The organism is Asanoa ishikariensis, assembly GCF_900107455.1.
GTDB classification, from domain to species: domain Bacteria; phylum Actinomycetota; class Actinomycetes; order Mycobacteriales; family Micromonosporaceae; genus Asanoa; species Asanoa ishikariensis.
In genome coordinates this window covers 1,762,273-1,784,067 of record NZ_FNQB01000001.1, presented here as the reverse complement: position 1 = coordinate 1,784,067, position 21,795 = coordinate 1,762,273, and the positions used below count along the sequence as shown (strand labels likewise).

General features: G+C 70.7%; 22 protein-coding genes. 11 read left to right on the top strand and 11 right to left on the bottom strand.

All coding sequences use genetic code 11. The annotated features are described in order from the left end of the window. Window positions 1-8 precede the first annotated feature (8 nt). Window positions 9-836 carry an ABC transporter permease gene (locus BLV39_RS08395; protein ID WP_090789021.1) on the top strand — a complete coding sequence of 276 codons (828 nt, stop codon included), beginning with the start codon at window positions 9-11 and terminating at the stop codon, window positions 834-836. On the opposite strand, the gene BLV39_RS08390 is transcribed toward BLV39_RS08395, so the two are convergent. Continuing rightward, complete coding sequence (locus BLV39_RS08390) at window positions 833-2,035, bottom strand: ABC transporter substrate-binding protein (RefSeq protein WP_090789020.1); 1,203 nt, start codon at window positions 2,033-2,035, stop codon at window positions 833-835. The two genes, BLV39_RS08395 and BLV39_RS08390, sit on opposite strands and share 4 nt — an antisense overlap. 396 nt (window positions 2,036-2,431) lie before the next feature. Here BLV39_RS08390 and BLV39_RS08385 point away from each other — a divergent pair, with 396 nt between their 5' ends. Genes BLV39_RS08385 through BLV39_RS08370 form a run of 4 tightly spaced genes read left to right on the top strand, consistent with a single transcriptional unit; the run spans window position 2,432 to window position 6,684 of the window. Continuing rightward, the gene (locus BLV39_RS08385; RefSeq protein ID WP_373315417.1) at window positions 2,432-5,263 is read left to right on the top strand and encodes a sensor histidine kinase; all 2,832 of its coding nucleotides are present in this window, start codon (window positions 2,432-2,434) and stop codon (window positions 5,261-5,263) included. Further along, window positions 5,260-5,676 (top strand): roadblock/LC7 domain-containing protein, encoded by a 417-nt coding sequence (locus BLV39_RS08380; protein WP_090789018.1) that lies wholly within the window; start codon window positions 5,260-5,262, stop codon window positions 5,674-5,676. Before BLV39_RS08385 ends, BLV39_RS08380 begins: the two co-directional genes overlap by 4 nt. 53 nt (window positions 5,677-5,729) lie before the next feature. After that, the gene (locus tag BLV39_RS08375) at window positions 5,730-6,095 is read left to right on the top strand and encodes a DUF742 domain-containing protein (protein WP_090789016.1); all 366 of its coding nucleotides are present in this window, start codon (window positions 5,730-5,732) and stop codon (window positions 6,093-6,095) included. Beyond that, entirely contained in the window at window positions 6,076-6,684 is a 609-nt protein-coding gene (locus BLV39_RS08370; RefSeq protein ID WP_090789014.1) for a GTP-binding protein, read from the top strand. The genes BLV39_RS08375 and BLV39_RS08370 overlap by 20 nt, the downstream gene beginning before the upstream one ends. Window positions 6,685-6,705: 21 nt before the next feature. Here BLV39_RS08370 and BLV39_RS08365 read toward each other — a convergent pair whose 3' ends face one another. After that, window positions 6,706-7,689 (bottom strand): sugar phosphate isomerase/epimerase family protein, encoded by a 984-nt coding sequence (locus tag BLV39_RS08365; RefSeq protein ID WP_090789012.1) that lies wholly within the window; start codon window positions 7,687-7,689, stop codon window positions 6,706-6,708. A gap of 123 nt (window positions 7,690-7,812) precedes the next feature. On the opposite strand from BLV39_RS08365, the gene BLV39_RS08360 reads away from it, so the two are divergent. Both BLV39_RS08360 and BLV39_RS08355 read left to right on the top strand, forming a co-directional pair. Continuing rightward, the gene (locus BLV39_RS08360) at window positions 7,813-8,853 is read left to right on the top strand and encodes a glutathione S-transferase family protein (protein WP_090789010.1); all 1,041 of its coding nucleotides are present in this window, start codon (window positions 7,813-7,815) and stop codon (window positions 8,851-8,853) included. A 44-nt stretch (window positions 8,854-8,897) separates the two neighbouring features. Next, window positions 8,898-10,247, top strand: coding sequence for an MFS transporter (locus tag BLV39_RS08355; protein ID WP_204082950.1), 1,350 nt, complete (start codon window positions 8,898-8,900; stop codon window positions 10,245-10,247). Here the strand turns inward: BLV39_RS08355 and BLV39_RS08350 are convergent. Beyond that, window positions 10,244-10,702, bottom strand: a complete 459-nt coding sequence (locus BLV39_RS08350) for an SRPBCC domain-containing protein (RefSeq protein WP_176984811.1) — start codon at window positions 10,700-10,702, stop codon at window positions 10,244-10,246. The two genes, BLV39_RS08355 and BLV39_RS08350, sit on opposite strands and share 4 nt — an antisense overlap. A 90-nt stretch (window positions 10,703-10,792) precedes the next feature. On the opposite strand from BLV39_RS08350, the gene BLV39_RS08345 reads away from it, so the two are divergent. Next, window positions 10,793-12,019: an alpha/beta hydrolase family protein gene (locus BLV39_RS08345; RefSeq protein WP_090789005.1), complete on the top strand. Its 1,227-nt coding sequence runs from the start codon at window positions 10,793-10,795 to the stop codon at window positions 12,017-12,019. Here BLV39_RS08345 and BLV39_RS08340 read toward each other — a convergent pair. Both BLV39_RS08340 and BLV39_RS42850 read right to left on the bottom strand, forming a co-directional pair. Further along, complete coding sequence (locus BLV39_RS08340; RefSeq protein ID WP_090789003.1) at window positions 12,016-12,432, bottom strand: hypothetical protein; 417 nt, start codon at window positions 12,430-12,432, stop codon at window positions 12,016-12,018. The two genes, BLV39_RS08345 and BLV39_RS08340, sit on opposite strands and share 4 nt — an antisense overlap. Window positions 12,433-12,520: 88 nt before the next feature. Then, on the bottom strand, window positions 12,521-13,231 hold the full coding sequence (locus BLV39_RS42850; RefSeq protein ID WP_176984810.1) for a hypothetical protein: 711 nt from the start codon (window positions 13,229-13,231) through the stop codon (window positions 12,521-12,523). A gap of 140 nt (window positions 13,232-13,371) precedes the next feature. Here BLV39_RS42850 and BLV39_RS08330 point away from each other — a divergent pair, with 140 nt between their 5' ends. Continuing rightward, window positions 13,372-14,136, top strand: coding sequence for a maleylpyruvate isomerase family mycothiol-dependent enzyme (locus BLV39_RS08330; RefSeq protein ID WP_143049683.1), 765 nt, complete (start codon window positions 13,372-13,374; stop codon window positions 14,134-14,136). Here the strand turns inward: BLV39_RS08330 and BLV39_RS08325 are convergent. From BLV39_RS08325 to BLV39_RS08305, 5 genes are all read right to left on the bottom strand, one after another. Next, window positions 14,133-14,678 (bottom strand): DUF305 domain-containing protein, encoded by a 546-nt coding sequence (locus BLV39_RS08325; RefSeq protein WP_143049682.1) that lies wholly within the window; start codon window positions 14,676-14,678, stop codon window positions 14,133-14,135. The genes BLV39_RS08330 and BLV39_RS08325 overlap by 4 nt on opposite strands. Before the next feature lie 124 nt (window positions 14,679-14,802). Next, window positions 14,803-15,516: a lytic polysaccharide monooxygenase gene (locus BLV39_RS08320; RefSeq protein WP_090788995.1), complete on the bottom strand. Its 714-nt coding sequence runs from the start codon at window positions 15,514-15,516 to the stop codon at window positions 14,803-14,805. 119 nt (window positions 15,517-15,635) lie between these two features. Further along, window positions 15,636-17,384 carry an aa3-type cytochrome oxidase subunit I gene (gene ctaD / locus BLV39_RS08315; RefSeq protein ID WP_090788993.1) on the bottom strand — a complete coding sequence of 583 codons (1,749 nt, stop codon included), beginning with the start codon at window positions 17,382-17,384 and terminating at the stop codon, window positions 15,636-15,638. 90 nt (window positions 17,385-17,474) lie between these two features. Next, window positions 17,475-17,999: a cupin domain-containing protein gene (locus BLV39_RS08310; RefSeq protein ID WP_090788991.1), complete on the bottom strand. Its 525-nt coding sequence runs from the start codon at window positions 17,997-17,999 to the stop codon at window positions 17,475-17,477. 98 nt (window positions 18,000-18,097) lie between these two features. Next, on the bottom strand, window positions 18,098-19,258 hold the full coding sequence (locus BLV39_RS08305; protein ID WP_090788989.1) for an FAD-dependent monooxygenase: 1,161 nt from the start codon (window positions 19,256-19,258) through the stop codon (window positions 18,098-18,100). 85 nt (window positions 19,259-19,343) lie between these two features. Between BLV39_RS08305 and BLV39_RS08300 the strand changes: the two genes are divergently transcribed. Together BLV39_RS08300 and BLV39_RS08295 are read left to right on the top strand one after the other, a co-directional pair. After that, a complete protein-coding gene (locus BLV39_RS08300) occupies window positions 19,344-20,054 on the top strand; it encodes a TetR/AcrR family transcriptional regulator (RefSeq protein WP_090788987.1) in 711 nt (236 codons plus the stop codon). Window positions 20,055-20,128: 74 nt separating this feature from the next. Continuing rightward, window positions 20,129-20,806, top strand: coding sequence for an acetate uptake transporter (locus tag BLV39_RS08295; protein WP_090788985.1), 678 nt, complete (start codon window positions 20,129-20,131; stop codon window positions 20,804-20,806). Here the strand turns inward: BLV39_RS08295 and BLV39_RS08290 are convergent. After that, window positions 20,793-21,710: an SDR family NAD(P)-dependent oxidoreductase gene (locus BLV39_RS08290; protein WP_090788983.1), complete on the bottom strand. Its 918-nt coding sequence runs from the start codon at window positions 21,708-21,710 to the stop codon at window positions 20,793-20,795. The genes BLV39_RS08295 and BLV39_RS08290 overlap by 14 nt on opposite strands. Window positions 21,711-21,795 lie beyond the last annotated feature (85 nt).

Sequence of the window (21,795 nt, the reverse complement as noted above, 5' to 3'; positions counted from 1 at the left end):
GAGTCTCGATGACCGCGAACACCCTGCCCGACCTCGAACGACCCGCGCCCGACCGTCCCGGGCGCCGGCGGGCGAGCAACGGTCGGGTGCTCGCGGTTGTCCTCCCGGTGGCCGGCACCCTGGCCGCCGTCGCGCTGTGGTGGCTGGCCGTGGTCGCGTTCGAGATCCAGCCCTACCTCGTGCCGACCCCGCCCGAGGTGCTCCGGGTGTTCGCCGAGATGCCCGGCGACCTGTTCGTCGAGGCCAGGGTGACGCTCTGGGAAACCGTCGCCGGATATGGCATCTCGGTGGTCGGCGGGGTGCTGATCGGCGCGTTGATCGCCGGTTCACGCACGGTCGAGCGAGCGGTCTACCCGATGCTGGTCGCCCTCAACGCCGCGCCGAAGGTGGCGATCGTGCCGCTGCTGATCGTCTGGTTCGGCTTCGACAGCGCACCGAAGATCGTGATGGCCGTGCTGTTCTGCTTCTTCCCGATCACCCTGGCCACCGCGGCCGGCCTGAGCAGCACGCCGGCCGACCTGGTCGAGCTGACCCGCTCGCTGGACGCCTCCCGCGTGCAGACCTTCGTGAAGATCCGGTTCCCGGCGGCACTGCCGCAGATCTTCGTCGGGCTGAAGGTCGCGCTGCCGCTGGCCCTGGTCGGCGCGGTCGTAGGCGAGCTGTTCGCGTCCGACGCGGGACTGGGCTACCTGATCAGCTCATCCGGCGGCAGCGGCAACACCGCGCTGGCCTTCGCCTGCGTGGCCCTGCTCTCGTTGATGAGCATCGTGCTCTTCTACGCGCTGGTCGCGATCGAACGGGTCACCCTGCCTTGGGTGCGCGGCACCACGGGCTAACTCGCCAGGCGCCAGCGGCCGCCGCGGGCGACCAGCATCGTCAGTGACTGACGCATCAGGCCCGAGTGGTTGTCCGGCGTGAGCCGGATCGGTCCGGAGAGACCGTCCATCTGCGACATCTCGAGCTGGTCCCGGATCGCCGAGCGGTCCGGCGTGGCCGGGTCGGCCCCGGCCCGCACCGCGGCGTCGGTGACCAACTGCAACGCGTCGGCGGCGAACGAGGCGATCCCGTGGTAGCTGCCCCAGCGGGCGGTGTAGTCCCGGAACCACTGCTTGCGGGCAGCCTTCGCCGGCGTCGTCGCGATGACGTCGTCGATCACCATCGTCTGGGTGAACACCATCGTCGTGCCGTCCGGTGTCGTGCCGTCGCGGCCACCGAGGAACAGGTCACCGGCCGCGGCCGCGTCGAGGAACAGCCGGCCGCGGTACTCGGCCTCGGCCGCCGCCGCGCTGGCCTTCGTGGCCTGCTCCGCGCCGGTCCACACCAGGATCCCGTCCGGCGCTTCGGCGGCGAGCTGCTCGACGGGATCGTCGAGGTTGTCCTCGGTCGGCTTCACCTCGGTCTTGGCCGCCAGCTTCAGCCCGACCTTGCCCAACTCGCGATCCAGAGCCGTGACCCCTTCGGCGCCGTAGCCGTCGGCCGTGTAGAGCAGGCCGATCTTGCGCAGCGTGGGAGTCCGGCGCACCTCGGCGGCGAGCGCGGCGGCGTTGTCGTTGGCGTTGGGGCCGACCTTGAACATGAAGCGCCGCTCGGCGATCGGGCTGGCCACGGCACTGGCGGCGGCCAGCGAGATGGCCGGGATCGCCTTGTCGTTCAGCGTTCTGGCGGCGTTGACCGCGCACGGCGCGCAGGCGCCCATGATGATCGCGTTGACCGCGCGGTCGGCGCTGAAGTCCTGGATGTTGCGCAGGCTCTCGCCGGGGTCGGACCGGTTGTCCTTGACCACCAGCCGGACCGTGCGGCCGCCGGTCAACCCGGAGCCGTTGAGCTGGTCGACCCGCAGCTCCAGCGCGCGCTGGAAGGCCTGGCCGGCGGCCGCGTCGGCGCCGGAGAGCTCGAGGTCGGCGGCGACCACGATCGGGCCGCCGCTCGCGACCACGCCGGCGTCGTCCTCCCCACCACAGCCGGCCACGGTCACGGCGAGCGCCGTCGCGGTGATGACGGCGAGCGAGCGGGTCAAGGAATTGACGGACGTCACGGGATGCCTCCTGGACGGTGTTCCTCAGTGGAGAGACAACGACCGGCTGCGGTCGGCAAGCGTTGAGAAACCTTGCCAAGCTCATCAGCTCTGGTCAAGCTGAGGAATTCCCATATCTGATTGTCTCAATGTTTGAGATTCGTGTCCGCACAATGGACATTACTTTCCGTGTCCACGCGAACACGGAGGTCATGACCAAGCAGCTCAGCGCGTTGTCCGAATGGACAGCTTGAGGCACCGAGTGTCTGTTGCGTACGCGACGACCGTTTGCTAGTTCGATGCCCCTTCCGTACACCCGCAGAACCTGATGAAATCGCCGCCGTGCCGCGTGAGCCGCGGGGGCGCCGTGACGACCGGTGGCGGACCCGCCACGTAACCCACCACGGAGGCGATGGCGTGACCACCGGACGGATGACGCTATCGGCGCGCAGCCCGAGGACACCCGGGCTGGAAAGGCGCGGGCTGCCGCGCCTCGCCGACGCACGCATCCGCTCGAAGCTCGGCCTCCTGTTGCTGGTGCCGTTGGTCGCCGTGATCGCGCTCGCCGCGGTCCGGCTGGTCGACGTCTCCCGCCAGGCCTCCGACGCGACGCTCATCCGCTCCCTGTCAGAGCTCTCGATCGACGTCTCGGCGTTGACGCAGAACCTGCACAAGGAGCGGATGGCCGCCGCCGCGTTCCTGGCCACGCCGGAGGCCAAGGCAGACGCGTACAACCTGCGGGTGCGCAGCACCGACGCGCTCGTGACCACCTATCAGAACCGCCGGGCCAACCTGCCCGACCTGCCGGGCTCGGTGCGCAACCGGCTCGCCGCGATCGACGACCACCTGACCGGGCTCCCCGGCATCCGGGAGGAGACGCTGGCCCGCGGCGAGATGTCGGTCGCCGAGGCGACGCTGCGCTACGGCGTCGTGCTGGGCGACCTGGTGGCCTACGGCGAGGCACTCGGCCAGGTGTCCGGCGAGGGCGACCTCGCGGACAGCCTGCGCGCGATGGCCGCGTTCGCGCGCGCCAAGGCCGCCACCGCCGAGGAGGAGGCGGTGGTCTTCGTCGCGCTGTCCTCGGGCGGCCTGAGCCAGGAACAGTTCTCCGCCTTCGTCGCGACGCTGACCAGCCAGCAGGAGGCGTTCGCCGCCTTCGCCGGTTCGGCCTCGGCGGCCCAGCAGGGTGCGGTCGACCGGACCGTCACGGGCGACGCGTCGCTGCTCGCCGATCAGGTGTCCGCCCAGCTCACCCGCTCGGTCGGCGAGGCGGCCCCGTTCCCGGCCTCCGTCGGCAGCCCGGCCATCGGCGCGGTCAACGACCTGATGCGCTACGCCGAGACCAAGCTGGAACGGGACCTGCTCGGCCAGGCCGACGACGCGCGTGGCGCCGCCGTGCGGCAGGCCACCGTCGAGGGCACGCTGGTGCTCTCCGTGCTGCTGATCGCACTGCTCCTCGCGATCGTCATCGCCCGTTCGCTCAACCGCTCGCTGTTCCGCCTCCGGGACGGCGCGCTCACCGTGGCCAACTACGGCCTGCCCGAGGCGGTCGGCCGGCTGCGCGAGCTCGAGAAGCTCGGCGAGGGCGGCGTCGAGGAGATCGTCAACGAGGTACGCGACCCGATCCGCCTGACCAACCGCGACGAGGTGGGCGAGGTCGCCGCCGCCTTCAACGTGGTCCACCGCGAGGCGGTCCGGATCGCGGCCGAGCAGGCGGCGCTGCGCACCAGCGTCTCCGCGATGTTCCTCACCCTGGCGCGGCGCAGCCAGACTCTGGTCGACCGGATCATCGGCGAGCTCGACTCGATCGAGCGCGGCGAGGAGGACCCGAAGCGGCTGGCCAAGCTGTTCGTGCTCGACCACCTCGCCACCCGGATGCGGCGCAACGACGAGAACCTGTTGGTGCTCGCCGGTGCCGACACCGCACCACCGCGCCGCGAGGACGCGTTGCTGATCGACGCGTTGCGCGCCGCACAGTCCGAAGTGGAGTTCTACAACCGGATCGAGTTCGGCACGGTCGACCCGGACATCTCCGTGTCCGCCAAGGCCGTCAACGATGTCGTCCGGATCCTCTCGGAGCTGCTCGACAACGCCACCCGCTTCTCGCCGCCGAACACCGTGGTGGTGGCCGACGCCCGGCGGATCCGCGACTACGTGGTGGTCCAGGTCGAAGACCGCGGCCTCGGCCTCGACGACGACCAGATCGAGGCGCTCAACCAGCGGTTGCAGGCACCGTCACCGGTCGACGTCTCGGCGTTCCGGCTGATGGGCCTCGCGGTCGTCGCCCGCCTCGCGGCCCGCTACCGGATCCAGGTCGAGCTGCGCCGCACGCTCGACGCGGGCACGGTCGCCCTCGTCACGCTGCCGGCCGAGATCGTGGTCGTGCCGCAGCACGCGGGACACCCGCCGACCCTGCTGCCCCGCAAGCGGGTGCCGGCGTCGGCCGAGCTGGGCTCGCTGGCCGCCGGCAACGGCCACGCGCGCGGCGGCAGCGCATGGGCCAACCGCGCGTCGGCGACGACGCTGGCCGAACCGCCGACCACACCGGCCCAGTGGGACGTGTCGCTGCCGCAGCGGCCCGCGTTCGGCACCGAGGTGCCGCCCACCGCCGCACCCGTCGCCGGCCCCGGCTACGCCACCGCGCCGCCTGTCCCACCCGCACCGAGCGCGGCCGCGCCGCCCGTCCCACCTGTCGCGGGCAGCGAGGCCGCGCTGCTCGCCGAGCCCAGCCGGGAGGCGACCACCGAAATGCCGATCTTCCGGGAGATGGAAGCCGTCTGGTTCCAGTCACACGGCCACAGCTCCACGCAGATCCTGCACCTGCCCGACAACTACCTCGCGCCGGCCGCCCGCCCGGCGGCGGCACCCGGCCCTCCCCCGCCGGCGCCCGCACCCACCCCGCCCACCATCCCCGTGCAGCCCGCGGTGACCACCGCCGCTCCGGCCGGCCGGAGCGCGCCGCCGCCGGCCGACGACGAGCTCTGGCGGACCGCCGCCGACGAAGGCTGGGACCGGGCCACCCGGGCCGCCACGCCGGCGACCGACGGCACCACCCGGTCCGGGCTGCCCAAGCGGGTGCCGCAGGCGCAGCTCGTACCCGGCGGCGTGGAGACCCGTCCCAAGGAGGGCGTCAAGCGTGCGCCCGAAGAGGTCCGTGGCCTGTTGTCCGCCTACCACCGGGGCGTCCAACGGGGCCGCACGGCCGGCGCTGAGCCGGGCCTACCCGACCCGAGCAAGGAGAGCCGATGAACAGGGCACCGACCATGCAGGACATGGCCTGGCTGCTGAGCAACTTCGCCGACAGCGTCGCCGGCATCGCGCACGTGGTCGCTGTCTCCGCTGACGGTCTCCTGCTCGCGTCGTCGCGGGACCTGCCCCCGGACCGGGCCGACCAGCTTTCCGCGATCACGGCCGGCGTGGTCAGCCTGACCAGCGGTGCCGCGCGGATGTTCGACGGCGGCAACGTGCTCCAGACCGTGATCGAGATGCACAGCGGTTACCTGTTCCTGATGTCGATCAGCGACGGCTCGTCGATGGCCGTGCTGGCCGGCCGCAACAGCGACGTCGGCCAGGTCGGCTACGAGATGGCCCTGCTGGTCGAACGCGTCGGCAAGGCCCTCTCGCCGGAGCGCCGCGAAGCCGCGATAGGCCGTCGGTCGTAACACAGTGGACGAGAACGTGCCGCCCCCGCACAACCGTGAGGAGGTAACCGCGCATGGAACCGCCGCACAGCGATCCCAGGGGCGCGCTGGTGCGCCCGTACGCGGTTACCCGCGGCCGCACCGAACCGTCGCGGCACATCGCCCTCGAGGCCGTGCTCACGGCCAGCGTGCAGGCGGTCACCGAGGCCAGGTTCGCCGGCCACGACAAGTACCGGATCGCGCAGATCTGCCAGTCCACGCCCCAGTCGCTGGCCGAGATCGCCGCGTACACCCGTCTGCCGCTCGGTGTCGCCCGGGTGATCGTGGCCGACATGGTCGGCGAAGGGCTGCTGACGCTGCACAGCGCCGCACCCGCCCAGCGCTTTGAGGAACGGATGGAAATGTTGGAGAGGGTGCTAAGTGGACTACGCAGGCTTTGACCGCGAGCGGGGCATCATCTCGGCGAAGATCGTCGTCGCCGGAGGCTTCGGCGTGGGCAAGACCACGATGGTCGGCGCGGTCTCCGAGATCACTCCCCTGACCACCGAGGCGCTGTTGACCACGGCCGGCTCGGGCATCGACGATCGGTCGAAGGTGCCGGAGAAGGAGACCACCACGGTGGCGATGGACTTCGGCCGGATCACGATGGCCGAGGACCTGATCCTCTACCTGTTCGGCACGCCCGGGCAGACCCGGTTCTGGTTCATGTGGGACGAGCTCGTCCGCGGCGCGGTCGGTGCGGTGGTGCTGGTCGACACCAGGCGGATCACCGACGCGTTCGCGCCGCTCGACTACTTCGAGAAGCACAACCTGCCGTACCTGGTGGCGCTCAACTGCTTCGACGGCGCACCGACGTACGAGGTCGACGAGGTGCGCGAGGCGCTCGCCATCCCGGCCAGCGTGCCGCTGCTGATGACCGACGCCCGCCGCCGTGAGGCCGTCAAGCAGACGCTCATCGAGGTCGTCGAGCACGCGATGCGGGCGCTACGGGAGGAGTTCGGCCGCGGTTCGCCCGCACCTGTCGGCTGAGGCGAACCGCGACCGTCCTCTTTAGAATCGCAAGTTCGCGAGGTAGTTGTAGCCGACGCGGGCCGTGTCGATCGCCTGCGCCGGTGTGCGCGGTGACGTGCCGGCGTCGTCGCGCTCGACGATGTACTCGTCGATGCCGGCCTCTCGGCCGTGCTGGAAGATGCGTGCGAAGTCGATGAGGCCGTCACCGACGTCCGCGAACGAGCCGCTGTCGCCCAGGTCCTTGACGTGGAACTGCTTGATCCGGCCGCGGTTGGCGCGGATCACGTCGACCGGGTCGTGCGCTCCCCGGGTGACCCAGAACAGGTCGACCTCGAGGTGCACCAGGTCGGGATCGGTCTCACCGGTGAGGATGTCCCAGCCGGTGGTGGTGCCACCATCGAGGCGGAAGAACTCGAAGTGGTGGTTGTGATAGCCGAAGCGCAGCCCGGCCTTCTTGGCCAGCGCGCCGGCCTTGTTGAGGTCGCGGGCGAACGCCCGGTAGGTCGCCGAGTCGCGGATGACGCCGTTGGCGCCGACGCCGAAGAACGGGTGGACGATGTAGCGCTGGCGGAGCAGCCGCGCGTCGGCCAGTGCGGCCTGCCACGACGCGGCGTCGAACGGCTGCGGTATGCCGACGTGCCCGGAGGTCGCCCGCAGGCCGACCGCGTCCAGCGCGGCCTTGAACTGGGCAGCGGTGCGGCCGACGAAACCGGCGTGCTCGACCCGGGTGTAGCCGATGTCGGCGAGTGCGCGCAGCGTGCCCGGCAGGTCGGCGGCGAGCTGGTCACGCAACGTGTACAGCTGCACGCTGATCTGGTCGCGGGGCACCCGGCCGTGGCTTGTGCCGCCGCGCCCGCCCGCGCTCGCCGGAGACGCCGCAGCCAGGCCGCCAGCGGCGCCGACGGCCCCCGCCGCCGCGGCGACGGTCGCCGCCCTCAGCGCGCCGCGCCGGGTCAGGGTGATCCGTTGCTCCTCGGTCAGTGCAGGAGCGCTCTCGTGAGCTTCTTGGTCGTTGACGCACATGGATGAATGCCTCCTGGCGTTCGGGACGGAAAACTCGACCAGCATCGATGCTTGGTCAAGCTACCCCGCGGCGCAACCCGGCGGGAAGATCTGGACGGGCGGTCGGCCGGTTCGCGAGGCACTATGGGACGCATGCCCGACACCACGACCGAGCAGGGTGTCTACCTCAACCCCGCCGGCGAGTTCACCCGTGACCAGCGCTACATCGCCTCCCGGATCACCCGGGACGGGCGCGACGGCTACCCGGTCGAACCCGGCCGCTACCGGCTGGTCGTGAGCCGGGCCTGTCCCTGGGCCAGCCGCGCGGTGATCGTCCGTCGGCTGCTCGGGCTGGAGGACGCGATCTCGATGGCCATCGCCGGGCCCACGCACGACAAGCGGAGCTGGACGTTCGACCTCGCTCCCGGCGGGATCGACCCGGTGCTCGGCTACGAGCGGCTCCAGCAGGCGTTCTTCAAGCGCTTCCCCGACTACGAGCGGGGCATCACGGTGCCGGCGATCGTCGACGTCACCACCGGCCAGGTGGTCACGAACGACTACCCGCAGATCACCATCGACATGTCGCTGGAGTGGCGCGACCACCAACGCCCGGGCGCGCCGGAGCTCTACCCGGAGGCGCTCCGCCCGGAGATCGACGCGGTCAACGAGGTGGTCTTCAAGGACGTCAACAACGGCGTCTACCGGGCCGGCTTCGCGGGCACCCAGGAGGCGTACGAAAAGGCGTACACCCGGCTCTTCGATCGGCTCGACTGGCTCTCGGACCGACTCGAAGGCCAGCGCTACCTCGTCGGTGACACGATCACCGAGGCCGACGTCCGGCTGTTCACCACGCTGGTCCGCTTCGACGCCGTCTACCACGGACACTTCAAGTGCAACCGGCAGAAGCTGACCGAGATGCCGGTGCTCTGGGCGTACGCGCGGGATCTGTTCGTCACTCCGGGCTTCGGCGACACCGTCGACTTCGACCACATCAAGCGCCACTACTACGAGGTGCACCGCGACATCAACCCGACCGGGATCGTGCCGGCGGGTCCGGACCTGTCGGGCTGGCTCACGCCGCACGGCCGGGAGGTGCTCGGCGGGCGCCCGTTCGGCGACGGCACCCCGCCCGGACCGGTGCGCGACGACGAAGCGGTGCCGCTGGAGCACACGCCGGAGGGCTGAAACCCGGTTGACCTCAAGCCCGCTTGAGGTCCCATCATCGTGCGGTGACCGTCACCGCAGTCGAACCCGACACCCAGCTCTTCAGCCGCCGGTACGCGCTGGCCACCGCCGGCTCGACCAGCCTGGTCTTCCTGGCCGCGTTCGAGGCCCTCGCGGTCACCACCGTGATGCCCACCATCACGGCCGAGCTCGACGGTCGCGCGCTCTACTCGCTGGCCTTCGTGTCGACCACCGCGGCCAGCGTGGTCGGCAGCGTGGTCGCCGGCGCCTGGGCCGACCGGCATGGCCCGCGGCGGGCGCTGCTGGTGGCGATCGTCGTCTTCGCTCTCGGCCTGGCGGTCGCCGGCACGGCCGGCACCATGGGTGTCTTCGTCGGCGGCCGGTTCCTACAGGGGCTCGGCGCCGGCGGCATCACGGTCGCGCTGTACGTGCTCGTCGCCGCCGTCTACCCCGCCGCGCTGCACCCGCGCATCTTCGGGCTGTTCGCCGCCGCCTGGGTGGTGCCGTCGATGGTCGGCCCGTTCGTCGCCGGTCTGGTCGCCGACGCGTGGAGCTGGCACTGGGTGTTCCTCGGCGTGCTGGTGCTGGTCGCCGCCGCGACGCTGGTGATCGTGCCCGTGCTCCGGGCCACGGTCGTCGCGCCCGGCAAGGTCACGGCCGGCGCCGGCCGGCGGATCGCAGCGGCGGCGGTGGTGGCCTCCGCGGCGGTGGCGGCCGGGTTGTCCAGTGAGCTGCCGGACGCCCGTGGGTGGGTCGTCGTGGCGGTCGCCGGCGCGCTCGTGCTGGCCACCGTCCGCACGCTGCTGCCGCCCGGCACGCTGCGCGCCCGACCGGGCCTGCCCGGCGCGGTGCTGCTCAGCGCCGCCGCCGGTGGCACCTTCTTCAGCACCGAGGTCTACCTGCCGCTGCTCCTGCACGACCGGTACGGGCTGCCCGGTTGGCTGTCCGGCTTCACGCTGACCGTCGGGGCGATCGCCTGGGCGGCCGGCTCACACGTGCAGGGCCGGATCGGCGACCGGTGGACGGACTCGGCGGTGCTCCGGCTCGGCGCGCTGTTCCTCGCCACCGGCGCCGCCGCCGAACTGGTGACCGCCCTGGTCAGCCCTCACTGGCTGTTCGTCGGCGCCGGCTGGCTGCTGGCCGGCGGCGGCATGGGCCTGATGTATCCCCGGGTCAGCACGCTGGTGCTGGCCGCCTCGGCACCGGGCACCCAGGGCTTCAACACGGCCGCCAAGAGCATCGCCGACGTGGTCGGCGGCAGCCTCGCCCTCGCGCTGGCCGGCCTGCTGTTCCAGTCGCTGGCCGGCATCGGCGCCTGGTGGTCCTTCGCCGGCACCCTCACGCTCTCGACCCTGCTCGGCGCGGCCGCCGTCGCCGTCGCCCGCCGGGTCTAGATCGCCTTCGCGCGGTAGGACTCGAGGACCTGGGTCCAGCCACCGTCCTGCGCGAAGCGGGCGTGGTCGGCGGTCTGGTCGGCGTGCCAGCCGCTGTGCTCCAGGCGCACGTCGGTGACCGAGCCGTCCGGCGTGAAGCTCACGTCGACCAGGGTGGCCCCCGGCGTGCGCAGGCCGTGCGTCCAGCTCAGCGCGACCCGGGCCGACAGCTCCCAGATCCCGACCTCGCCCCACTCCTGCTCGGCGCCGTCGGCGGCCCGCTCGTAGACGCGGCCGCCGACCCGGGGCTCCAGGACCACGGCGGCGAGCGCGTCGCCGCTGGCGGTGAACGCCCTCGGCCACCAGTCGCCGATCCGGCCGGTGAACAGGTCGAAGGCCTCGGTCGGCCCCACCGGCACCACCAGCTCCCGGACGATCGGCGGCAGCGCAGAGTCCTCGTACCCCCGGCTTGTCATGATCGGTTTCTCCCCTGCTTTCGGCTTTACCCAGCCTGCCAGTCCGGGCCGTGCGACGCTGGCCAGAGGCCAGCCCAGGTGGAGGTTCCGATGACCAGAATCGGCGCCAAGGACGAGCTGTTCGGCGCACAGACGTTGCGGACCATGGGCCATGCCCCGTACGGGGGCGCCGATATCGGCGAGTGCCTGTCGACGCTGGCCCGGGTCCAGGGCACGGACCTGGACAGTTGGTACGGCGAATGGACGCTGACCGCCAACCGGCTCCAGGCGCTGGCCGAGGCCGAGGAGGCCGCCGGGCACGTGGAGAGCGCCCGGCTGGCGTACTGGCGGGCGTCGAACTACTTCCGCAACGCCGGCACGATGCTGCTCGGCGCGCCCCTGGACCGGCGGGTGGTCGAAGCCAACCTGCGGCAGACCGACGCGTTCCGGCGCGGATGCGCCCTGTTGCCGCTGCCGCCCAAGCAGGTGGAGATCCCGTTCCCGGACGGCTCGCTGCCCGGCTATCTCTTCCGCGCCGGAGACTCGCGGGACCGGCCGATGCTGATCTGCCTGGGCGGCTACGACAGCACGGCCGAGGAGGGCTACTTCTTCAACGGCGCCGCGGCGCTGGCCCGCGGCTACGACGTGCTGACCTTCGACGGCCCGGGGCAGGGCACGGCCCTGCTCCAGCGCGGCATGGTCATGCGGCCGGACTACGAGAACGTGGTCACCCCCGTGGTCGACTTCGTGCTCGGGCTGCCCGACGTCGACGTCAACCGGATCGCGCTGATCGGGCTCAGCCTCGGCGGGTACCTCGCACCACGGGCGGCCTCGGGCGAGCACCGGCTGGCGGCGTGCATCGCCGACGGCGCCCAGTACGACCTGTTCGACGCGGTGCTGCAGCGGATGCCGGCGTCGATCGCGCGCGGCTTCGCCGAGGGGCGCTCGTCATCGGCGGCGCTGCTGCGCCGGGTGCTCCGCGGCATGGATCGCCGTCCGACCGCCGGCTGGTCGCTGCGCCGGGGTCAGCTCGTGCACGGCGCGGCCGACTCGATGACCTATCTGGACATGCTCCGGGACTACACGCTCAAGGGCCGCGCCGGGCGGATCACCTGCCCGACCCTGGTCTGCCACGCGGAGTCCGACCCCCTGGGTGCCCAGGCGCCCGAGCTCTACGACGCGCTGACCACCCGCAAGGAGCTGATCACGTTCACCGTGGCGGAGGGTGCCGGCGACCATTGCGAGGCGGGTGCCCGGACGCTGTTCCACGCACGGGCGCTGGGCTGGCTGGACTCGATCCTGCGCCCGACGGCCGTGCTGAGCGGGACTCGACACTAGGGTCCGGCCTCGTGGCCGGGACGGCCCTTGGTCCGCCGGCGTTCCTTCATCTCCGCCTCGAAGAGGTGGCGGCGCCCGCCCGCCAGCCGGTCGCGCGCCCTCGACTCGAGGTCGCGGAACGCCGCGTAGTAGCCGGCGTCGTAGTCCTCGACGATCTGGTAGGTCCACCGGCCCTCGATGACGTTGCGGCCGATCAGCTCGTCCCGCACCGCGTCCGCGAAGTCGTCGTGGCCCGCCCGGCGGAGCAGGTCGACCGCCTCGTCGAGCATCAGGTCGGCGTGCCCGGTGAGCTGGTGCATCGAGTACAGGTGGCCCCGTACCCGCTCGACGGTCTCCAATGCCTCGCTGAGCTTGCCGAGGGCGGCAACCGTGTCGTCGTCGAGCCCGGGCGGGCGTTCGTGCTGGTCGGTCACGATCTCGTCCTTACCCCGCCGCGACCTGGACAAAGCCGAAGGTGGAGCCGCCCGCGACCGCGGGCGACTCCACCTCGGGTGTGGGCACCTAGGCCGCGTGCTTCCCGCGACGGCGGGTGCGGGTCGCGGCGATGACGATGGCGCCGCCGGCGAGCAGCACCAGGCCGCCCGCGACGACCGGAACCGGGTCGGGACCCGGCGTGACCGGCAGCGCGCCGCCGGGCACCGTGAGGTTGTCGACGGAGGAGACCTCGTTGCCGCCGCCCGGGATGCTCTGCCGCGCGACTACCCGGTAGGTCCCCGGCCGCAGGCGCGGCGAGATCGTGCACGACCAGTAACCGTTCTGGCCGACCGTGGTGTTGCAGGTGCCGGCCGCGGCAGCGTCGCTCTCTGTCGGCCGTTCGTTATTCCACTGGTTGCCGTTGTTGCCGGGCTGGTTGTTACCCGGACCGTTGCTGGCACCGTTGCCGGGCTGGTTGTTGCCCGGACCGTTGTTGCCCGGACCGTTGTTGCCCGGACCGTTGCCCGGCTGGTTGTTGCCCGGACCGTTGTTGCCAGGCTGGCCGTTGCCGTTGTTCCAGTGGTTGTTGTCGTTGTTCCGCTGGCTGAGCGCTTCGACCGCGACCCGGGCGCCAGGCTGCCCGATGCCCCTCACGGTCGGCGTGTTCGAGATGGTCGAGCCGGTCTGCGGACTGGTGATCTGAAAGCGAGCACCGTCCGCGAACGCCGGCGAGCTCAGCGCCAGCGCGAACCCGACCACCGCCGCGCCCAAGCCCACCCTCGTGCGCAGTTTCCCCATTGGTTTCTCCCTTCACAACACTCCCAGGGCCGAATATATGCAGAGAAACTTCGCATAAAAGGCGAATCACGGAACTTGGTCGGATTCGGCGCGAAAGCCTGGCGTGTCGCGCTTAGCTTTCTAAGAGAGAGGTGATCGCGATGGCAATCGACACCCGACCGCAGTCGCTGAGCCGGCGCCGGGCCGCGGAGGTGGCCGCGGCGGAGCTACGCGCCTTCGGCGCCGCGCTGGCGTCCCTCGACGACACCGACTGGGCCAGGCCCACAGACTGCCCGGACTGGACGGTCAAGGACGTCGTCGCCCACGTCTGCGGGCAGTACGAGGAGCTCAGCAAGCCGACGGTGCTGCTGCACCGGCTGCGGGTCGCGCGCCGCCGCTACCCGGACAAGATCGCCCTAGACGGGCACAACCAGGTGCAGATCGACGAGCTGGGTGGGCTGCCGCCCGCCGAGCTCTTCGCCCACCTGCAGCGGAACGGCCCGGTGGCGCTCAAGCGGATCCGGCTGATGCCGGGGCTGTTCCGGCGGATCTCGACCCTGCGGTTCTTCCCGGAGTCCCCACTGCAGGAGTCGAACCTCGGCTACCTGGCCGACGTGATCCTGCCGCGCGACACCTGGATGCACCGCATGGAACTGACCCGGGCGTCCGGCGGGGTGTTCGACGTGGACGACCACGACCACGAGATCGTCAGCCAGGTGGTCCGCGAGCTGGACCAGGGCTGGCAGCGTCCGCCGCTGCGGCTCGAGCTGACCGGGCCGGCCGGCGGCGTCTGGGCGATCGGGCGCGGCGCACCGGTCGAGTCGGTAACCGCCGACACGATGGCGATGATGCTGCACCTCTCGGGTCGCGACGGTGTCGAACTCCCGAAGGACAGCCCGCTCTCAGCGGCCCGCGTGGTCTTCTAGCTGACCATTCGGAGCAACTGCTGGATCTGGGTGCGGACGGTCTCGTCGGTGCGGGTCGCCAGCTCCCGCGTCGGCGGGTCGACGCCGGACGCGGTCTCCATGCGGGCAAGCTCCACCGCGCCGTGCTGATGTCCGATCAGCATCGTGAGGAAGGTGGTGTCGAACTCGCCCCCGGTCAGTCCGGCCAGCCGCAGCAGCTCCGCGTCGTCGAGCAGTGGCAGACCGCCGTGCGCCTCGTGCAGGCCGGCGTGCGCGGTGGAGACCAGCGGCTCGTCCCAGCTCGCGAGCCGGTCCCGGATGGTGGCCGCCTCGGCCGCCTGCGTGGTCGCGATCTCCGTCGCCACGGCCGTGACCTCAGGCGCGCTGGCCTGCTTCTCCCCCAGCGCCAGCAGCTTCGCGGCCGGCTCGTGGTGGGCCAGCATCATCTGCAGGAACATCACGTCAGTGTCGTTGTAGGACGGTGGTTGCGCGGCGGGCGTCGGGCCGGCACAGCCCGCCACGAGCAGCACCACCGCCGCGAGGAACACGCGTCGTCCGTACACCCAGGGCTCCTTCCCGGTGGCCTTTGCTCTGCACCCACATACGCACCACCCAGCCCGACAGGTGGTGCGTATGTGGGTGCGGAGCAAGCAGCCCGCGCCGAGACGGCGCGGGCCACTCCATTTCTTAGGAGCAGGCGCCCTGGTCGCGCCAGACGCCCCACTCGCCGGTGGTGCCGGGCGTCTCGCCCTGCGTCCACCACTGGGCCTGCCAGCGGCGGCCGTTGTAGGAGACGATCGCGCCGCCGTTGTAGACCGCGCTCGCGCTCCAGGCGGTGCCGCAGTTCGTCGGGGGCGGCGGAGGCGGCGGGTTGGTCCCACCGCCGCCACCGCTGCCGACCTGGAGGTCGACGCAGGCGTAGAACGCCATGGCGGTGTCGGCGACGTTCCACCGGGCCAGCACGGTGAGCCGGCCGGTGCGGCCGCCGAGGCTGACGTTGTGCGACTTGGTCGCGCCGGGCTGGGCGCCGTGGTCGTCGAAGACGGCGATCCGGCTGCCGCCGACGAAGTACTCCCAGGTGCTGGTGGCGTGCCGGGCCGTGATGACCCAGTTGAACGTCACGCTCTGGCCGACCGAGGTCGCGGGCCAGGCGCGGCTGTTGTCGTTGAGGACGGAGAACCTGCTGCCCCCGCCGTTGCACTGCATGGAGCCCTTGGGCGCTTCGACGCTCTGCGGCTCGTACACGATGTCGCCGCAGTTGGCGACCCGGCCCTGCGCGCAGTTGGCCTGTCGGCTGGGTGGTGAGGAGATGTAGCCGTGCGCCTGAGCCGGCGCGGCCAGGAACATCGAGACCAGCAGGGCGGTGACCGTCAGCACCGGAAGCATGATGCGTCTACGCATGAAGTCCTCCTCACTTCATAGAGCGATACCGATCCCTTCTTGGCCCAAAGAGTAAGGTAAACAAACCTAACAGTAAATAGACCTAACGAAATTTTTCGATGTCTGGTCCGCGGTCGGCCTCAACGCCGGGACTTGTCCTCCGGGTACGAGGCTCCGCCGTCGGACTCGCGGCTGAACGGCTTGGCGCCACCCTCCGGCGGACCGGCGATCGACTGTGGACCGGCGGCGAGCTCCGGGAACTTCTCGTCGAACGCGGGGCGCTCGGAGCGGATCCGCGGCATCCGGTCGAAGTTGCGCAACGGCGGGGGCGAGGAGGTCGCCCACTCCAGCGAGTTGCCGTGCCCCCACGGGTCGTCGGCCAACACCACGGGACCGGCCTTGTACGCCTTCCAGCAGTTGTAGATGAACGGCAGCGTCGAAGCGCCCAGGATGAACGCGCCGATCGTGGAGATCTCGTTGAGCGTGGTGAAGCCGTCGCTCGGCCGGTAGTCCGCGTACCGCCGGGGCATGCCCTCGTTGCCCAGCCAGTGCTGCACCAGGAACGTGGTGTGGAACCCGATGAACGTCAGCCAGAAGTGAATCTTGCCCAGCCGGTCGTCGAGCATGCGGCCGAACATCTTCGGGAACCAGAAGTACACACCGGAGTAGACGGCGAACACGATCGTCCCGAATAGCACGTAGTGGAAGTGCGCCACCACGAAGTACGAGTCGGAGACGTGCCAGTCGACGGGCGGACTGGCCAGCAGCACACCGGTCAGCCCACCGAGCAGGAAGGTGACCAGGAAGCCGATGGAGAACAGCATCGGCGTCTCGAACGTGATCTGGCCGCGCCACATGCTGCCGATCCAGTTGAAGAACTTCACCCCGGTCGGCACCGCGATCAGATAACTGAGGAAGCTGAAGAACGGCAGCAGCACCTGGCCCGTGGCGAACATGTGGTGCGCCCACACGCTCATCGACAGCGCCGCGATCGCGATCGTCGCGCCGACCAGACCCTTGTAGCCGAACAGCGGCTTGCGAGAGAAGACCGGGATGACCTCGGTGACGATGCCGAAGAACGGCAGCGCGACGATGTAGACCTCGGGATGGCCGAAGAACCAGAACAGGTGCTGCCAGAGCAGTGGACCGCCGTGTGACGGCTCGAACACCTTCGCGTCCAGGATCCGGTCCGCGCCGAGCGCTAACAACGTCGCAGCCAGCAGCGGGAAGACCATGATGACCAGCAGGCTGGTGACCAGGATGTTCCAGGTGAAGATCGGCATCCGGAACATGGTCATGCCCGGCGCCCGCAGCGTCACGATCGTGGTGATCATGTTGACGGCGCCGAGGATCGTGCCCAGACCGGAGATGACCAGGCCGATCACCCACATGTTCGGGCCGATGCCCGGCGAGTTCTCCACGTCACTGAGCGGCGTGTACGCGAACCAGCCGAAGTCGGCGGCCCCGCTCGGGGTGAAGAACCCGAGCAGCACCAGCGAGCCGCCGAACAGGTAGAGCCAGTACGCGAACGCGTTGAGTCGCGGGAACGCGACGTCCGGCGCGCCGATCTGCAACGGCACGACGAAGTTCGCGAACGCGAACAGGATCGGGGTCGCGAACAGCAGCAGCATGATCGTGCCGTGCATCGTGAAGAGCTGGTTGTACTGCTCCGGCGACAGGAATTGCATGCCGGGCCGGGCGAGCTCGGCGCGCATCAACAGCGCCATGATCCCGCCGGCGACGAAGAACCCGAAGCTCGTCGTGAGGTACAGGATCCCGATCTGCTTCGCGTCGGTGGTGCGGATCAGCCGCGAGAGGGCATTCCCGTGCGGCTGGTCCCGCACCGGCCATGGACGCGTCACGATGGGCTTTGGAACTACGGACGTCAAAACGGGCCCCCGGGGTCGTCTGCCAACCAGCCTTGGGCCTAACGACGTTGGCCGGCCGGCAGACGTGCCCCCGAACGGGGGACCCGCGTGTCAGTCCTCCGGAAGGATGTCGACCTGGAGGTCGAGCCCGCTGATGTCCTCGAACATCTTCTGGAACCGCGGCCCGTCCCAGGCCGGGATCGGCTCGCCCGGCACGGGCTCGTCACCACCCACCACGAACGACTCCTCCGCGCCGCCGGGGCTGAACAGGAAAAGCAGCTTGGCGGTGTGCACGCCCTTGTTCTTGAACCGGTGGCGGACGCCCGGCGGCACGAAGACGAAGTCTCCGGTGTGCGCGGTGTGGGTCTCGTCCCCGTCGAGGAACTCGAGCTCGCCGTCGAGGAGGTAGAACGCCTCACTCTCGCGGTTGTGGACGTGCGCGACCGGTCCACCGCCGGGCGGCACCGATGCCTCGACAAAGCCGAGGAGGCCGTTGGTGGTCTTGGCGCTGGCCTTGACCGAGTACATGTCGCCGGCGACCCAGCGCTGGATGCCCTGACCGGCCGGCACGAACATGGCACCGCGCTTGGTGTAGCGCGGGTCGTCGGCGACCGCGTCCTGGAAGGGAAGGCTCATTGTCGTACCCCGTTCTGAGCTTTCTGACAGCCGTCAGATCTGACAGCCGTCAGAAACGCTAACGCGAGCGGGGCGCTGGGTGCGCTGTGATCCGCGCCTCAGGGGTAGTCCGGCAGGTCGGACGCGCTGGCCAGGGCCGTCGAACTACTGACCAGTAGCCGCCTGACCGCCGCCCGGCGGAACATCGTGTTGCGCAGCCACAGCCCGGTGCGGCTCGCCGGGGCGAGGAAATGACCTGGGCTCGCGCCCTTCTGCCAGCGCCCCGCGTACGACCGCATCCGCTTCTCGTAGGCCGCGAACGCGGCCGTGACGTCGCCGCCGGCGCGGGCCAACTCGCCGGCCAGCACGTACGCACCGACCACGCCTGTGCCGACCCCCATGCCGCCGAGGGTCACGCCCCACGCGGCGTCGCCGAGCAGCGCGATCCGTCCTTTGTGCAGCGTCGGCACGGAGACCCGGCTGATCGCGTCGAAGTAGAGGTCCGGCGCATCGGCCAGCCCCGACAGCAACCGCGGAACGTGCCAGCCGAGCCCGTCGAACGTGGCGTGCACCGCGCGCTTCTGCGCGTCGAGATCCTGCCAGCCGATGCCGAGGGGCTTGGACGCCCAGACCACCAGCGCTCCGGCCCGGGTCGGGTCGCGGTCGTCGGCGGCGACGCTGGCCATCCGCCCAGGCACGTTGTACTGCTGCGCGACGGTCAACGCACCCAGGTCGTTGGGCACGTCCCAACCGGCGATGTGGTAGCCGAGGTGCTTCACGAACCGCTCCTCCGGCCCCATGGCCAGCCGCCGGACCGTCGAGTGGATGCCGTCGGCGCCGACCACCGCGTCGTACGTGCCGCTGTTGCCGCTCCTGAACTGGACCTCGACCCCGGCACGGCCGTCGTGCAGCGCGACGATCGAGTCGCCGAAGACGTAACGGGTGCGGTCGGCACTGCGCCGGTGCAGCACCGCGGTCAGGTCCCGGCGGCGGATCTCGACGTCGCCTCCCGCGAACTCGGCCGGAAGCTCGAAGATCGTCTTTCCCGCCGCGTCGACTGTCCGCATCGCGCCGCCGTGGGTCTGGACGGCCTTGATGTCGTCGAGCACGCCGAGCCGCTCCAGCACCCGCAGGTGTGTCGGACCCCGGAAGTCGACGGCGAAGCCACTGGTGCGCAGCCTCGGCGCCACCTCCACCACGGTGGTCTCGGCACCGGCGTCGGCGAGGCAGCCGGCCAGCGCCGGCCCGGCGATGCCCGCGCCGGAGATCAGAACCCTCATTTTTGTCCTCTCCTTACTGTGTCCATCGGATGCTGTTTACGATAGACGCAGTTTCGCTCGGCGGCAAACCCTTAAGGTGGCGACGATGGAGAAGCTGTTGTGGGGCCCCCCGGCGGGGCCAAGGCGGGGCCCTCGGCCGGCCTTCACGCTGGACGACATCGCCCGCGCGGGCATCGCGATCGCCGACTCGGACGGCCTCGCGGCCGTCACCATGCAGCGGGTCGCCGACCAGCTCGGCGTGACCAAGATGGCGCTCTACCGCTACGTGCCGGGCAAGGCCGAGCTGGTCGCGCTGATGCTCGACATCGGGATCGGCGGCCCACCGGCCCGGGATGGCGACGACTGGCGTACCGCGCTGGATGCCTGGTCCCATGCGCTCTTCGCGGCGTTGGCCGCCCACCCTTGGGCGCTGGAGGCGGCGGTCGGAGCCCGTGTCATCGGGCCCAACGAGCTCGGCTGGATGGAGGCGGCGGTCGCCGCTCTGGGCGGCACCGGGTTGCGGGGAGCGGAGATGCTCGACGTGGCGGCCACCCTGGCCGGCCACGTGCGGAGCCTGGCGCAGCAGACGGCGGGCATGCCCGCCGATGCCGAGGGCGCCCTGGAAGAAGGGATCGCCGCGCTGGTCGCGGGCCGAGAGGATCGGTTTCCGGCGCTGAGCGCGGCGGTGTCGGCCGCGCGCGCGGGCGGCCAGCAGAACCAGGCGCTCGACTTCGGCCTCGCCCGGATCCTCGACGGCGTGGCGACGCTAATCGCCGAACGGGCCGCGGACGCCACATCCACCCATCCCGTCCCGTAAAGCGGCGGACCCTGGCCAGCGGCTCCGACCCAGTGGAATAGTCGGAATTGCGCACGTCTGACGAGGGGATCGCAATGACCGACGCTGACCCGCGCACGCCTTCTGCCCGACTTTCCGCCGGCGAAGCCGAACCTCGAGCCGGCGGAGTCGTGGACGCCGTACCCATGGGGCTGGCCGCGTTCGCGCTGTCGACCTTCTTGTTCTCGGTGTTCAACGCCGGCTGGACCAGTGGCACGACCGCGTGGCTGAGCTTCGGCTTCGTGGCCGGCGGCCTCGTACAACTGCTGGCCGGGATGTGGTCCTTCCGCAACCGCAACCTGTTCGGGACGGTCACGTTCTCGATGTACGCCGCGTTCTACTTCGGACTGTCGCTGTATTTCACCCTGGTCGCACCAGGCGCGGACGCGGCGGCACAACGCAACGACCTCGCCTGGATCCTGTTGGCGTTCGCGTTGTTCAACTTCTATCTGCTGCTGTGGTCGAGCCAAATCAACGAGACGTGGTTCGCGCTGTTCTTCTTCCTCGGCGTCACGGAGGTCGTGCTCTGCATCGGTTTCTTCGTCGACAACAGCACGGCGGTTCGGGTCGGCGGCTATCTGGGCGTCATCACCGCACTGATCGCCTGGTACGGGTCGTCCGCCGCGCTCATCAACGGGCTGCTGGGCCGGGACGTGGTCAAGGTGGGCGGCCCGATCAGGTTCGACCTCGAGCGACGGCTGGCCCGCCGCACACCCGCCGCTAGCGCGCGCTGAGCAGCTCTCGGGACACTTCCCACAGGCGGGCGGCGTCCTCGGGGTCGAGGGCGTGCGGGCGTACGCCGTTCTGTGCGTCCGGGTCCATAGTGAGCACCGCCGGCGCGCAGTCCTCGTAATAGCGGCCGGTGACCCCATCGACCAGCGGCGAGGCGGCCAGCAGCACCGAGGTGGCCGCGCCCTGCTCGACCGTCTTCCACGGATAGCTGTCGAAGACCGCCTGGATCTCGGGGGTGACGTTGGCGAGCTGCGGTGCCTGCAGATTGCTCCGCACACCGCCGGGCATCAGGGCGTTCGCCACGACGCCGTCGTCCGCCCAACGGCTCGCGGCCTCGACGGCGAACAGCACGTTGGCCGTCTTCGACTGGCCGTAGGCCAGCCACGGGTCGTACGCCCGGCTGGTGAAGTTGATGTCGCCGAAGACCACCGGCGAGGTGCGGTGGCCGTTGGAGCTCACCGCGACAACCCGCGCCCCGCCGGCTGCGGCGAGCGCCCGATGAAGGCCGGTGGCCAGGGCGAAGTGGCCGAGATGGTTGGTCGCGAACTGCAGCTCCCAGCCCTCGGCGGTGCGGTGCAGCTCGGGCAGGGCCATGATGCCGGCGTTGTTGATCAGGATGTGCAAGGGTCCCGTCCAGCCTGCGACGAGGCCGGCGACTGAGGCGCCGTCGGTGAGCTCCAGCGACGTCCCGCGTACCGCTGGATTGCCCGTCTTCGCCGCGATCTCGGCGGCCGCGGCAGTCGCGGCGCTACGGCCCCGAGCCGTGAGCAGAACCTCGGCACCGGCGGCCGCCAGCGCGCGGGCGGTCTCGAACCCGATGCCCTGACCACCACCGGTGACGATCGCCCGCTTGGCGCTCAGGTCGATGCCCGCGAGGATCTCGTTGGTGGTCGATGACGCGTTCATGGCGTGCTCCCGTCGGGACTACGGTGGAACCGGAACGCATTCCGGTTCGCCCAGGCTAATCGGAATGCGTTCCGGTTAGCACCTG